Below are 14850 nucleotides of genomic sequence, written 5' to 3' on the forward strand. Positions count from 1 at the left end.
TATTTAACGAAGATTGGGGTGAGAATATATTGGCAAAAAGGAAAAGAAGGAGATCAAAAAAGAAAAACAAATGGCAAGCAGCCCTTACCTTTGAATTGATAGGACTTTTGCTAATTGCCATCACTAGTATTGCCATTGCTAAATTAGGTGTTGTAGGGTCTAGTCTTGTGTTGTTATTCCGTTTTTTTAGCGGTGAATGGTATATGCTCATTCTTATTGGCTTTCTTTGGCTTGCCATATATTTATTATGGAAACGAGAATGGCCATCTTTTTTTAGCAGAAGATTAATCGGCATATATTTAATCATGCTGTCACTCATGTTATTAAGCCATGTTACATTATTCCAGGCCCTAACCGAACAAGGACCATTTCAAAGCCCAAGCGTTATAAAAAATACGTGGGAGTTATATAATCTAGAAATTAATGGAGAAACTACTCAACCTGATCTTGGTGGAGGAATGATTGGTGCTTTTTTATTTGCCGCTTTTTATTATTTGTTTGATAGTTTAGGTACTAAGTGGCTCGCTCTATTATTTATCTTTATTGGCATTATATTAATTACAGGTAAAACCCTTCAAGAAACTTTGTTAAAAGTAGCAGTTCCTGTTGTTGATTTCTTCAAAAGGCAATGGGTATCATTTATCGAAGATATAAAGGAATTTTTTAGCAAAGCAAATAAAAAGAAGCACAAGGAAGAACGGAAGACAAAGCCGAAAAAAGAAAAGCTAGATACTGATACAGAACAAATAGAAGAGGACTATGTTGTTGAATCAGTTGATGTCACCCCTGTTATTTCAGACTTCACAGATAAGGTTCAAGAACCTATTGAGCAAAAAAATGAAGAACAAATTGAAAAGAAAGAGCAGATACCAATTGTTGAGGAGAATATTAATATCGATCAGAGTGGTCCATTGACCTTTAAAGAAACGGAAAATATTCATTATGAGCTACCATCTATCGACTTACTGTATGCTCCAAAACAAACTAATCAGCGTAGTGAACATAATAGCGTTTATGCAAATGCAAGAAAACTAGAAAAGACTTTCCAAAGTTTTGGTGTAAATGCTAAAGTAACTAAAGTTCATTTAGGGCCTGCTGTTACTAAATATGAAGTTTATCCAGATGTAGGTGTTAAAGTAAGTAAAATTGTCAATTTAAACGATGACCTTGCATTAGCACTTGCAGCAAAAGATATTAGAATCGAAGCACCAATACCAGGCAAATCCGCCGTAGGCATAGAAGTTCCTAACGATGAAGTTGCAACTGTACTACTTCGTGAAGTGTTGGAATCAAAAGAAAAAAATAATGTAGATGAAAAATTACTAATTGGTCTAGGACGAGATATATCTGGTGAACCGATACTTGCACAATTAAATAAAATGCCACATTTACTTGTTGCAGGAGCGACAGGTAGTGGTAAAAGTGTATGTATTAATGGAATTATAACGAGCATCTTAATGAGAGCAAAGCCGCACGAAGTAAAAATGATGATGATAGATCCGAAGATGGTAGAGTTAAATATGTATAATGGTATCCCTCATTTATTAGCGCCGGTTGTAACAGACCCTAAGAAAGCATCACAAGCTTTAAAAAAAGTTGTTAATGAAATGGAAAGACGTTATGAGTTATTTTCTCATACAGGGACACGTAATATTGAAGGTTATAATGATTACATTAAGAGGTTTAATGATGAAGGTGAAGAAAACCAGCCTACTTTGCCATACATCGTCGTTATAGTGGACGAGCTTGCAGATTTAATGATGGTAGCATCGTCTGATGTAGAGGATGCAATTACAAGACTTGCTCAAATGGCTCGTGCAGCTGGTATCCATTTAATTATTGCCACACAACGTCCGTCAGTCGATGTTATCACTGGAATAATTAAGGCAAATATCCCTTCAAGAATAGCATTTAGCGTATCATCACAAACTGATTCTAGAACGATACTCGATATGGGTGGGGCTGAAAAATTATTAGGTAGAGGTGACATGCTATTTTTACCAGTTGGAGCATCAAAACCTACCCGAGTTCAAGGGGCATTTCTTTCAGATGATGAAGTTGAAACCGTGGTAGATTATGTGATATCACAGCAAAAAGCACAATATCAAGAAGAGATGATTCCAGAAGAAGTGAATGAAGCTCAAGAAGAAGTTAGTGACGAACTTTATGAGGATGCGGTTCAATTAGTGTTAGAAATGCAAACGGCGAGCGTGTCGATGTTACAGCGCCGTTTTCGAATCGGTTATACAAGAGCAGCAAGATTAATAGATGCAATGGAGGACAGGGGAATTGTCGGCCCTTATGAAGGTAGTAAACCACGAACAGTATTAGTATCACAGCATAATGAAGATGTAGGATCATAACAAATCTTATGTTCGACTCTTAGCTGATTTTTCTAAGTCTACCCCACTGCTTTAGGTGGGGTTTTGCAATGAGATGGAGTAGATTCCTCATCTCATTCATCATTTAAAGTGAATAATGTTGCTTTTTAAGAAAGTTATTTGCCCTTTGTTATAACTTTTCATACGAAACCCAAATACTCTATTTGGAAATGCCCAGTTGGTACTTACCGAATTGTAGCTGTATGGAAATTTAATGAAGTCTTGTGTTTGGTAAATATATGGCATATATTTTTATCACTAAATCGACTGAGTTCGTTTTACAAAATATTGGAGTTTTATTTACAACCTCTCACACTCCGTCCCAGGACCGAGTATCAACCAATCAGCAGACCGTTAAAATTCGTCTTTTTATCTCATATACTTATCTCATTATCAAAAAAGATAGGAGAAAAAAATGAAAAAGACATTTGCAGTATTTAAAAATAGTAATTATACGAAATTATTTTTTGCAAACTTCACCTCTCAAATGGGTTCTGTAATTGGTTTAACAGCATTTATGTTTTACTTGTTAAACCGTTTCTCCGAACAACCTTCTTACGCTACGATAAATGAGATGATGTATTCACTTCCGACACTAGCAGTATTTTGGATTGTTGGTGTATTGGCTGATCGAATGGATCGGCAAAAAATTGCAATATACAGTGATTGGATTCGTGTAGGGTTATCAATCTGTCTCCTTGGTTCTATTTGGCTCGGATGGATGCCGTTAATTTTTGCAATTTTATTTATACGAAGTGCCGTTTCAAAGTTTTTCATCCCAGCTGAACAGGCAATCATTCAAGGTATTTTAAAAGAAGATGAATATACTACTGCAGCTGGACTTAATCAGATGGTAAGTAGCTTATTTAATCTATTTGGAGCAGGGATAGGAGCAATTATCTACTGGACGGTAGGTCTCGAAGGTGCCATTATTGTTGATGCAATTTCATTCGTAATAAGTGCCTTGCTGTTACACGCATGTGACATTCCTAAAGATGTAAGGTATCCTAATGGCAAACATTCAGTAAAAGATATCCGACTTAAATCAGTATTTAACGATTTTAAAACAGGTATGAGCTACATAACCCAAAATCGGTTATTGTTATCATTAATCATAGGTTTTATCGTGTTTGGTGTCGTTAATGGAGGATTTTCAGTTATTCCTATATTTATTTTAAAATATAAATTAGCACCTGAAACCTACGAGCAAATGTCAGTCGTTATAGGAATTGTGTTCGGTATAGGAGTATTAATTGGAAGTATTATTGCTTCAATCATGGCTCAAAAAGTAAAACTGTACCAATTAATTATTTTTGGCTTACTTACTTGTGGCTCGCTTATTATTTTCACTGCATACACAAATACATTATTCATGTTTTTCATATTAACATTTGTAGTCGCAGTCAGTTTACCATTTGTTAACGTCGCAATAGGTGGCTGGCTTCCAAAGATAGTCGATCCGAAGATGATGGGTCGTGTGCAGGGGTGGATTGACCCTTTAATGATGTTTTCTCAATCAATTACTCTTGGAGTGATTGCAGTTACATATCCTATGATTACTACAATTGAAGGGTTGTTTTGGTTAGTCGGTAGCTCTTTATTTATAGTAGGCATATTTTATGCTTTCGTCTTACCTAAATTTGATAAAGAATATGCAACTACATCTGCAAAAGAAGGAGCAAAAGAACCTAGTTTAATGTAATATTAGAATAAATCCCTTCACAAAATTAGTGAAGGGATTTGTTATGTACATCGACAGTACATGACCGATGGTTAGATTTTTTCATCGATTGTGAGTTGCGATAAGTTACAAAGATCATGTTTCTCGGAATGTAAAGAGTCTTTAGCAAAGGTGATAATAATAGACCATCTTGTGTCCAGAACCATAGGTAGTTTGTTTTACAAAAGCTGTTTCAAATTGATTGTTGTTTTTCGGGCTAAAAAATTACTACGTACACCATTAAAATTTGTGGCAGCTTTTATTCTGTAAAATTGAGTAAAAATATAACTTTATTTTCTAGTTTAGATACTTTTGCAAAAAAGTTTACGAAAAGATCCTTCCAAAAAAAAGAAGATTTGTTACAGGTTAAGTTCTTTTTTAATAAAACTGTAATGTACTATTTATTTCGCACAAAAAAAGTGATATATTATAAACGACTGAAATGGGCGTCTAACATCAGATGTCTGATCTCTTGAAGTAAAATATTGGAGGAGCAAGTATGTCAATCAAGTCAGACAATAGACAGTTATATTTACAGGTAATTGATAAAATAAAAGAAGATATTGAAAACGGTATATACAAAGAAAAAGAAAAATTACCTTCTGAGTTTGAATTGTCAAAACTACTTGGAGTAAGTAGAGCGACCCTACGCGAAGCTCTACGGGTACTTGAAGAAGAAAATGTTGTCACTAGGAGACACGGAGTAGGGACATTTGTAAACTCCAAACCACTGTTTACGTCTGGAATTGAACAACTAAATAGTGTAACAAACATGATCCTTCAAGGTGGAATGAAGCCTGGAACAATTTTTCTTTCTTCAACGAAACAAGGACCGACTGAAGATGATCAAAAAAGGTTTCATTGTGATGAAAATGAAGAAATTTTATTAGTGGAACGTGTGAGAACGGCAAATGGCGAGCCAGTCGTATATTGTATTGATAAAATCTTGACCAATATATTGCCAGACAATTATTCTCATGATGAAGAATCAATGTTTGAAGTTTTAAACCTGGAAGCCGGTGTAGAAATTTCTTATGCCGTTGCAAATATTAAGCCTTTGGGGTATCACGAGAAAATATCACCAATCTTACAATGCGATCCTGAAACCGCTTTACTTGTGCTGAAGCAATTACATTTTGATACAAATGATAGACCAATTTTATATTCATTAAACTATTTTAAAGCGGATAAGTTCAGCTTTCATGTATTGCGTAAGCGCTTATAACATGCTTAGTTGGGGGACAATCGACTATAATTCATAGATGTCGTTTTCCTCTTTTCATAAGGCTTTTTCGTAAACTTTGTTACTATTGAAGCTCTATTTTAAAAATTGATTGTATGCAATTGACATCGTGTTGAAAAAAGATGAGGTGTCAAGAACGCATCTTCCTTAGTAAGAAAATCAATGCGAAAATAGCCTTTCATAATTATTCACACCATAAAAGGTTATTTTAAGGAGGTGGATCATTACAAACTACAATTAAGCTTGATGTTCATGCATTAAATTACATTTAGGGGGCAGTAAACGATGAAGAAAAGAAAATTTGGTTTAGCAATGTCATTAGTGTTGGCTACAGGTACACTTTTAAGTGCTTGTGGTACTGCTGATGAAGACAAAGGTGGACAAGCTGATAAAGGTGAAGCACCAGCAGAAGCTGTAGATTTCAAAGTAGGTATGGTAACAGATACTGGCGGTGTTGATGACAAATCATTTAACCAATCTGCTTGGGAAGGATTGAAAGAATTCGGTAGTGAATTCAACCTAGCTGAAGGTGAAGGTTTTAAATACTTACAATCAGGTAGTGATGCAGAATATGAACCTAACTTAACTACATTTGCTGACGCTGGTTATGATTTAACATTTGGAGTTGGCTTTTTATTAGAAAAGCCAATCACTAAGATTGCTGAACAAAACCCAGAGTCACAATTTGCGCTAATTGACAGCTTACTATATGATGCAGACTTTAATGCATTTTATTTGGATAATGTAGCAAATATTACGTTTAAAGAGCATCAAGGATCATTTTTAGTTGGACTTGTAGCTGCTAAGCATACGAAAACTAATAAAGTTGGTTTTATCGGTGGGGTAGAATCAGGGTTAATTAAAAAGTTTGAAAGTGGCTTTAAAGCAGGAGTAAAAGCTGTAGATCCAAATATGGAAGTAGTTGTACAATATGCTGGTGATTTCAACGATGCAGCAAAAGGTTCTTCAATTGCAACAACGATGTATGAGCAAGGCGCAGATGTAATTTACCATGCTGCTGGTGGTACAGGTAACGGTGTATTTACTGAAGCGAAAAACCGTAAGAAAAATGGCGAAGACGTATGGGTAATCGGTGTAGACCGTGACCAACATGAGGAAGGTATGCCTGAAAATGTTACGTTAACTTCAATGGTTAAACGTGTAGACGTAGCTGTATTTGAAGTTTCTAAGCGTGCGATGGAAGGTGACTTCCCAGGTGGAGAAGAAGTTGTATTCGGTCTTGAAGAAGACGGAGTACGTATCGCTCCGACAACAGATAATGTTAGTGAAGAAGCATTAGCTTTAGTTGAAGAGTATGAAGAGAAAATTCTTAATGGTGAATTAATCGTTCCAGCTACTGATGATGAGTATGAGGAATTTTTGAATACGCTTGAATAATGTTAAGACAATAACATGAGATACAAAGCAAAGGCTAGTGTTTACTAGCCTTTGTCAACTAACGAGAGCTTAACTTATTATGTGGTTTGTAGTAAGTAGTATAAATTACATTTAACTCCAAAGCGCCTTTAGGACATAGTTTAAGCGCTTGTAGGAGATAAAAATTAGCATAATAACTACCATAGAATTAACATCAATATAAAGAAGCTTAGCTATTGTGAAAGCACTATGCTTTCTAACTATCCATGGGTCAGGAGTGATAATCGTGGAATACGTGATTGAAATGTTAAATATAAGAAAAGAGTTTCCTGGAATCGTTGCCAATGACAATATTACACTACAAGTAAAAAAAGGCGAGATCCATGCTTTGTTAGGTGAAAATGGTGCCGGGAAATCAACATTAATGAATGTGTTGTTTGGCTTGTATCAACCTGAAAAGGGGGATATAAAAGTAAAGGGAGAAAAAGTTAAAATTACTGACCCTAATGTAGCCAACCGTCTAGGAATTGGAATGGTACATCAGCATTTTATGCTAGTACAAAATTTTACAGTAACAGAAAATATAATTTTAGGTAGCGAACCGACAAAGGGTGGAAAAATTAATATTCAAGATGCCGCTAAGTCTATAAGTGAGATTTCTGAAAAATATGGCTTAGCAGTTGATCCACATGCAAAAATAGAAGATATATCTGTAGGAATGCAGCAACGGGTTGAAATTTTAAAAACTTTATATCGTGGAGCGGAAATTTTAATCTTTGATGAGCCAACTGCTGCACTTACTCCACAAGAAATTAGTGAACTTATTCAAATTATGAAAACGCTTATTAAAGAAGGAAAATCAATTATTCTTATTACTCATAAATTGAAAGAAATCATGGAAGTTAGCGATCGCTGTACGGTTATTCGTAAAGGAAAAGGGATTGGAACAGTGAATGTTGCTGAAACTAACCCGGATGAACTAGCCGCATTGATGGTCGGTCGTGAAGTGCATTTCAAAGTTGATAAAGAGGAAGCAAAACCTACAAATGAGGTTTTAACAATAGATGATTTAGTTGTGCATGATGCCAGAAATTTACCTAGTGTAAATGGACTCAACCTTGCAGTGAAAGCTGGAGAAATCCTTGGAATTGCAGGGGTCGATGGTAATGGTCAAACAGAATTAATTGAAGCAATTACTGGCTTACGTAAAGTCAAAGCTGGTTCTATTAAACTCAATAATAAAGAGATTAGTACGATGCCAACTCGAAAAATAACTGAATCTGGTGTTGGTCATATCCCTCAAGATCGACATAAGCATGGGTTAGTATTAGATTTTTCTGTTGGGGAAAATATTGTCTTACAAACGTATTATCAACAACCGTACGCAAAATCCGGTGTGTTAAATTATAAAAATATATACCAAAAGTCTGCTGAACTTATTGAAGAATATGATGTAAGAACACCAAGTGAATATACGCCAGCGAGAGCTTTATCAGGTGGGAATCAGCAAAAAGCAATCATTGCACGTGAAGTTGATCGAAGTCCAGATTTACTAATTGCGGCTCAGCCTACTCGTGGCCTTGATGTTGGAGCCATTGAATTCATACACTCGAAACTCGTTGAGGAACGTGATAAAGGGAAAGCAGTACTACTCGTTTCATTGGAACTAGATGAAGTCATGAATGTAAGTGATCGGATCGCTGTCATTTATGAAGGGGAAATTGTCGGCATCGTTGATCCTAAGGAAACAAATGAACAAGAGCTAGGCCTGTTAATGGCTGGGGGTAAGCTTGAAAAAGAAGGTGTTTCGTGATGCAAAAACTATTAAAAAATGAAAAAATAATAAGTATTTTAATCCCTGTGCTAGCAGCCTCTCTCGGTTTGTTAGCTGGCGCAATCATTATGTTATTTACAGGCTATAACCCTATTGAAGGATATAGTGCTTTGTTTGAGGGGATGTTTGGGAGACCAAAAGCAATTGGTGAAGTAGTTCGTGCGATGACTCCGCTAATTTTAGCTGGACTAGCTGTTGCCTTTGCCTTTAAGACTGGATTATTCAACATCGGTGTTGAAGGTCAGCTTTTAGTCGGTTGGCTTGCAGCTGTTTGGGTCGGTTCAGCTTTTACTTTGCCTTCAGTTATACATGTGCCATTAGCTATTTTGGCTGCAGCGGTTGCAGGAGGCTTTTGGGGACTCATTCCAGGTTATTTAAAGGCGCGGTTTAAAGTACATGAAGTAATCGTAACAATTATGATGAACTACGTAGCTTTGTATACGACTGCCGCTCTAATTAAGAATTATTTATATGCTGGTAATGAAAGATCTCAACAAATTAATGAAAGTGCGTCACTAACATCATCATTTTTAGCATCAATTACAGAAAATTCAAGACTTCATTACGGAATTATTGTTGCTTTATTAGCAGCATTTATTATGTGGTTTATCCTTGAAAAAACTTCTAAAGGCTATGAATTGAGAGCCGTAGGGCTTAACCAGCATGCATCGCAGTATGCAGGTATGAATGTTTCTCGTAATATTATTATGTCAATGACAATTTCCGGTGCCTTCGCTGGTGTCGCAGGTGCGATGGAAGGATTAGGCACTTTCCAAAGTATGACAGTTATGTCAGCGTTTACAGGTACAGGGTTTGATGGAATCGCTGTTGCGTTGCTAGGGGCAAACCATGCCATTGGTGTTATTTTTGCTGCAGCATTGTTTGGTGGGTTAAAAACAGCAGCTCCACAAATGAACTTTAATGCAAATGTACCTTCGGAGCTTGTACAAATTGTCATAGCCCTTATAATCTTTTTTGTTGCATCGAGTTATCTTATTCGTTGGATCATTACACGCTTAAGCAAGGAGGGGAAATAAATGAGTGTATTAGATGTTTTAGGAATTATTATTCCTGTTGCGTTATTATGGGCAGCTCCCCTCATTTTCACAGCCTTAGGTGGCGTATTTAGTGAACGTTCTGGTGTAGTTAATATTGGTTTAGAAGGTTTAATGATATTTGGTGCATTTACCGGTATCGTGACAACTTTATCACTCCAAGATTCAGTTGGTGCAGCAGCTCCTTGGATAGGTGTACTTGTTGCTGCAGTAGCCTCTGGACTTTTCTCGCTACTCCATGCTGTTGCGAGTATTACTCTGAAAGCTGATCAAGTTGTTAGTGGTGTTGCGATTAACTTTTTAGCTTTAGGTTTATCAGTGTTTTTAATTAAAAATATTTATGGTAAAGGTCAAACTGATTCAATAGCGGTACGTTTAGATAAGATTGATGTACCATTTTTATCAGATATTCCAATTATCGGCGATATCTTTTTCTCAAGTGTGCCATGGACATCATATATTGCTATCGCGCTAGCATTCGTCGTTTGGTTTATCGTCTATAAAACTCCATTCGGTTTAAGGTTACGTTCTGTAGGTGAGCATCCTATGGCGGCTGATACGATGGGGGTAAATGTTACAAGGATGCGATATGTCGGTGTAATGATTTCTGGCGTATTAGCAGGGGTTGGTGGTGCAGTGTATGCTGCAACAATTCAAGGGAATTTTGCCGCTGGCACGATTTCTGGTCAAGGCTTTTTAGCACTAGCAGCAATGATTTTTGGTAAATGGCATCCTATCGGAGCGATGGGTGCAGCATTGTTTTTTGGCTTAGCACAGTCTTTAAGTGTAATTGGCGCTACTATTCCAGTACTACAAGATATTCCTCCAGTATACTTGTTAATAGCACCATACGTATTAACAATATTAGCTTTAACTGGGTTTGTAGGTCGTGCAGAAGCACCGAAAGCACTTGGAACCCCATACGAAAAAGGCAAACGATAATAGCATTGACTTAACTGAAACTCCCCTTAGTGGGAGTTTTTCTTGTTTAGGTTCTTGTAGTATTGGTGATGCTCTTATTAAGAAATGACGAGAACTATCGAGATAGCTAAAATATAAGCTCTTTTCGTATTTTCAATTAGTTTCATTTCTACAAGGTTTAGATATATGTTTGTTGAAATTACAATTTATACAATTAATGTGTTATCAAGTAGCTATTTTCGCTATGACTGGTGTTTTTGTATCACTAAATAAATTCACACAACTAGAGTTCGTGCTACTACCTCTTCTTCTGTGTCATGTTGACTATCATCTAAATTCACTTCTTATAGTACCACCTTGATGATAATAGCAACGAAGTTTAGGAAAAGAGCTTTTCAAATTGTCAAATAGGTATTTACTTGAAAAATCTTCTTGTACAAAGGTATATTTAATTTAGGTTAATTCCATTGTTTTAGAAGAAAATAAAAACAGTATGTGTTGAAGATTAATCTTTGTTTATATTGATTTACCGTTCTCCAAGTTTACTTGAACGATGTCATGTTAATATTTATATAAACATGAGATTCATCTAATTGAATGGATTTATAGAAGGAGGTTTAACTATGTCATTATTCATAGAGCAAGAGCGCAAGATCAATGGATTAAGGTTACACACAATTGAAACGGAAAAATTTAAAACAAATACGATCTTAATGAAATGGAATGCACCACTACAAAAACAAGACGCAACGTTAAGAGCACTGTTACCTCATGTATTGCAAAGTGGCACGCGGTCCTTACCTTCTGTTAAACAGTTAAGATCACACTTAGATGATTTATATGGAGCAACCTTTGATGTGGATTTAGCAAAAAAAGGTGAACAACATGTCATCTCATTTAAAATGGAAGTTGCGAATGAAAAGTTTTTATCAGATCAAACACCTTTGCTACAAAAGGCTATGCAATTATTTTCTGAAGTCATTTTTGCACCATATCTAGAAGGTAATCATTTCTCAGACCAAATAGTAGAAAAAGAAAAAAGAGCCCTAAAACAGCGAATACAAGCGGTTTATGATGACAAAATGCGCTACGCTAATTATCGTTTAGTACAAGAAATGTGTAAAGATGAGCCATACAGTTTGCATGTTAATGGTGAATTAGATGAAGTAGATAACATTACTTCAGCAAGTCTTTATCAATATTATGAGCGAGTGCTGTCAGAAGATGAGATTGACTTGTACGTCATAGGAAGTGTTAATAGTTTTCAAATTGAGCAATATGTTTCTAACTTTTTTTCATTTTCCGAACGAAATGCTAAGCAGTCACCAAAGAAAAATACATTTACCGTAGAGAAGGTTAACGAAATCATCGAAAAGCAGGATGTGCGCCAAGGAAAGTTAAATATAGGCTATCGAACAAAAACGACCTATGCTGATAAGGAGTATTTTGCTTTACAAGTATTCAATGGAATATTCGGAGGTTTTTCGCATTCGAAATTATTTATAAACGTAAGGGAAAAGGCAAGCTTAGCATATTACGCTGCTTCAAGACTTGAAAGCCACAAAGGGTTGTTAATGGTTATGTCAGGTATAGATGTTCAAAATTATGACCAAGCCGTAAATATCATTAAAGAGCAAATGTCAGCGATGAAACAAGGTGACTTTACTGATCAAGAGCTAGCACAAACAAAGGCTGTTATAAAAAATCAAGTACTTGAAACAATCGATCATTCACGTGGGTTAGTTGAAGTGCTATATCATAATGTTGCTTCAAATATTAATCGTTCCATTGATGAATGGCTCGATGGAATTGATGGTGTGACGAAGGAAGAAATTATTGCTGTTGCGCAAGATGTACAATTAGATACGATTTATTTTTTAACAGGGATGGAGGCGAGCCAGGCATGAAGAAGATAAATTTTGAACAGCTAGAGGAGTCATTGTATTATGAAAAAATGAGCAATGGTCTTGACGTCTACATTTTGCCGAAACCGGGTTTTAACAAAACTTATGCTACGTTTACGACGAAATATGGTTCAATTGACAATCGTTTTACGCCTTTAAATAGTAACGATATGGTCACTGTACCTGATGGCATAGCTCATTTTTTAGAACATAAGTTGTTCGAAAAAGAAGATGGTGATGTATTCCAGGATTTTAGTAAGCAAGGGGCTTCTGCAAATGCATTTACGTCTTTTACACGAACAGCATACCTTTTTTCTAGTACTGATAATGTAAAACTAAATCTTGAAACATTAATAAATTTTGTTCAGGCGCCGTATTTTTCTGATCAATCTGTTGACAAAGAAAAAGGCATCATCGGTCAAGAAATAACAATGTATGATGATAATCCTGACTGGCGTTTATATTTTGGCTTAATCCAAAATATGTTTCAACATCACCCTGTAAAAATAGACATCGCTGGGACAATCGAATCAATTTCTCATATTACGAAAGAGTTGCTATATGAATGTTACGAAACATTTTATCATCCGAGTAATATGCTGTTATTTGTTGTTGGTCAAATTGATGCCGAACAAATTATGGATTTGATTCGAGAAAATCAATCGAGTAAAAACTATGAAAATCAACCTGACATTGCACGCTTCGAATACAATGAACCGTTGGAAGTTGCACAAAAAGAACAAGTGCTACAAATGAATGTTCAATCTTCAAAATGTATGGTAGGTGTTAAATCACCCAAAATAGGACGATCTGGTCAAGAGTTATTAAAGCATGAGCTAACGATAAATGTCATGCTAGACTTATTATTCGGTAAAAGCTCAATACATTATGAAAACCTCTATCAAGAAGGGCTAATAGATGACACATTTGCTTATGATTATACTGAGGAGTCAAGTTTTGGATTTGCAATGGTCGGTGGAGACACGAATGATCCAGATGAGCTAACGAAGCGTTTGCGTGAAATCATGCTTGATTTAAAAGAGCAAGAAATAACAGAGGAACAATTAACAAGAGTCAAAAAGAAAAAGATAGGAGCATTTTTAAGGGCAATAAATTCTCCTGAATATATTGCAAACCAATTTACTCGTTATGCATTTAATGACATGGACCTCTTTGATGTAGTACCTGTACTTGAATCGTTAACGATTGAGGATTTAACCAATGCAGCTGCAGAATTATTCAACGAACCACAAATGACAGTATGTAAAGTTGTTCCTAAACAATAAAAAGTTAAATGAACAAAAGTAGCTAGTAGCCCCAATAAATAGTAAAGTTTGGACAATAGCTTATCTAAGTTCAACAAATTCGTTACTTCCAAGTTAACGAGGACATATCGAGACGCATGCAAATAAAATGAATGATTTGATTTGCTGATTTTCGTACTAAAGACAAATAAATCCGGTATATATCGTATTGGTGGCATCCTGTCATCTTCAACAAAGATGACAGTCCTAGCTATGCTAATGAACAAAGTATGCGAAAAGGGTCTGTGAATTAAAGGGAGTGGAGAGTTGAAGTACGCGTTAATCACTGGTGCGAGTGGTGGCATCGGTATGGAAATAGCTAAGAAATTAGCAGAGGAAGGTTATTCATTATATGTACATTATCATCAACGCAAACTAGAAATTGACAAGTTGATTAATGGAATAGAACAGCTAGGCGTACATGCTATTGGCATTCAAGCGGATTTGTCATTATCAACTGGTCCAAATCAGCTACTTGAACAAATAAAACATGATATAGAAATCGTCATACATAATAGTGGAAATAGTTATTTTGGACTCATCACTGATATGGATGAACGAGATATTTCAGCAATGGTCCAACTGCATGTTACTAGCCCATTTACTATTACGAAAGCGTTATTACCAACTATGATTTCAAACAAAAGAGGTAATATTGTTTTTATTACATCTATATGGGGAATAACAGGGGCTTCATGTGAAGTACTCTATTCTATGGTTAAAGGTGGACAAAACACATTTGTGAAAGCATTGGCAAAAGAAGTTGCTCCAAGTGGAATTAGAGTGAATGGGATTGCACCTGGCGCAATTAATACTGCCATGCTAGACATTTTTTCGAATGAAGAAATTGAAGGTATAGAGGAAGAGATACCTTTAGGACGGGTTGGAACGCCACAGGAAATTGCGGATACCGCATTATTTCTAATTTCAAAGAAAGCTTCGTATATCACTGGTCAAATTTTGTCTGTAAATGGTGGGTGGCATTGTTAATATCATTGCTACACATATAGTAATCTATATGTGTAGCTTTTTTTGTACAGCTTTTTTCATAGCTGCTTTATTGGCTAAAAAGTTGCAACAAAGCTATGGAGAAGAGACCTTGCATAAAGTT

General features: G+C 35.8%; 10 protein-coding genes. All 10 read left to right on the forward strand.

From position 1 onward, the window contains the following. Positions 1 to 29 precede the first annotated feature (29 nt). The 10 genes from SLH52_RS08060 (at position 30) to ymfI (ending at position 14729) form a co-directional block, all read left to right on the forward strand. Positions 30 to 2363, forward strand: a complete 2334-nt coding sequence (locus SLH52_RS08060; protein ID WP_320208744.1) for a DNA translocase FtsK — start codon at positions 30 to 32, stop codon at positions 2361 to 2363. 433 nt (positions 2364 to 2796) lie between these two features. Further along, positions 2797 to 4083, forward strand: a complete 1287-nt coding sequence (locus tag SLH52_RS08065; protein WP_320208745.1) for an MFS transporter — start codon at positions 2797 to 2799, stop codon at positions 4081 to 4083. A 517-nt stretch (positions 4084 to 4600) separates the two neighbouring features. Further along, the gene (locus tag SLH52_RS08070) at positions 4601 to 5326 is read left to right on the forward strand and encodes a GntR family transcriptional regulator (RefSeq protein WP_320208746.1); all 726 of its coding nucleotides are present in this window, start codon (positions 4601 to 4603) and stop codon (positions 5324 to 5326) included. 303 nt (positions 5327 to 5629) lie between these two features. Further along, positions 5630 to 6742 (forward strand): BMP family protein, encoded by a 1113-nt coding sequence (locus tag SLH52_RS08075; RefSeq protein WP_320208747.1) that lies wholly within the window; start codon positions 5630 to 5632, stop codon positions 6740 to 6742. Between the two features lie 265 nt (positions 6743 to 7007). Next, a complete protein-coding gene (locus tag SLH52_RS08080) occupies positions 7008 to 8534 on the forward strand; it encodes an ABC transporter ATP-binding protein (protein ID WP_320208748.1) in 1527 nt (508 codons plus the stop codon). Then, positions 8534 to 9592 carry an ABC transporter permease gene (locus SLH52_RS08085; protein ID WP_320208749.1) on the forward strand — a complete coding sequence of 353 codons (1059 nt, stop codon included), beginning with the start codon at positions 8534 to 8536 and terminating at the stop codon, positions 9590 to 9592. Before SLH52_RS08080 ends, SLH52_RS08085 begins: the two co-directional genes overlap by 1 nt. After that, positions 9593 to 10552, forward strand: a complete 960-nt coding sequence (locus SLH52_RS08090; RefSeq protein WP_320208750.1) for an ABC transporter permease — start codon at positions 9593 to 9595, stop codon at positions 10550 to 10552. A 602-nt stretch (positions 10553 to 11154) separates the two neighbouring features. Continuing rightward, positions 11155 to 12438: an EF-P 5-aminopentanol modification-associated protein YfmF gene (gene yfmF / locus SLH52_RS08095; RefSeq protein ID WP_320208751.1), complete on the forward strand. Its 1284-nt coding sequence runs from the start codon at positions 11155 to 11157 to the stop codon at positions 12436 to 12438. Continuing rightward, positions 12435 to 13721: an EF-P 5-aminopentanol modification-associated protein YfmH gene (yfmH, locus tag SLH52_RS08100; RefSeq protein WP_320208752.1), complete on the forward strand. Its 1287-nt coding sequence runs from the start codon at positions 12435 to 12437 to the stop codon at positions 13719 to 13721. The genes yfmF and yfmH overlap by 4 nt, the downstream gene beginning before the upstream one ends. 285 nt (positions 13722 to 14006) lie before the next feature. Beyond that, positions 14007 to 14729 (forward strand): elongation factor P 5-aminopentanone reductase, encoded by a 723-nt coding sequence (gene ymfI, locus SLH52_RS08105; protein WP_320208753.1) that lies wholly within the window; start codon positions 14007 to 14009, stop codon positions 14727 to 14729. The last annotated feature ends 121 nt before the right edge of the window (positions 14730 to 14850 follow it).

The organism is Cytobacillus sp. IB215665 (genome assembly GCF_033963835.1).
In the GTDB taxonomy this organism is placed as follows: Bacteria; Bacillota; Bacilli; order Bacillales; family SM2101; genus Nanhaiella.

What these genes read in the sequence shown, in the direction of transcription:
- SLH52_RS08065 (WP_320208745.1), top strand. Translation starts at nt 2,797, where the DNA reads ATGAAAAAGACATTTGCAGTATTTAAAAATAGTAATTATACGAAATTA.
- SLH52_RS08070 (WP_320208746.1), top strand. Translation starts at nt 4,601, where the DNA reads ATGTCAATCAAGTCAGACAATAGACAGTTATATTTACAGGTAATTGAT.
- SLH52_RS08075 (WP_320208747.1), top strand. Translation starts at nt 5,630, where the DNA reads ATGAAGAAAAGAAAATTTGGTTTAGCAATGTCATTAGTGTTGGCTACA.
- SLH52_RS08085 (WP_320208749.1), top strand. Translation starts at nt 8,534, where the DNA reads ATGCAAAAACTATTAAAAAATGAAAAAATAATAAGTATTTTAATCCCT.
- SLH52_RS08090 (WP_320208750.1), top strand. Translation starts at nt 9,593, where the DNA reads ATGAGTGTATTAGATGTTTTAGGAATTATTATTCCTGTTGCGTTATTA.
- yfmF (WP_320208751.1), top strand. Translation starts at nt 11,155, where the DNA reads ATGTCATTATTCATAGAGCAAGAGCGCAAGATCAATGGATTAAGGTTA.
- yfmH (WP_320208752.1), top strand. Translation starts at nt 12,435, where the DNA reads ATGAAGAAGATAAATTTTGAACAGCTAGAGGAGTCATTGTATTATGAA.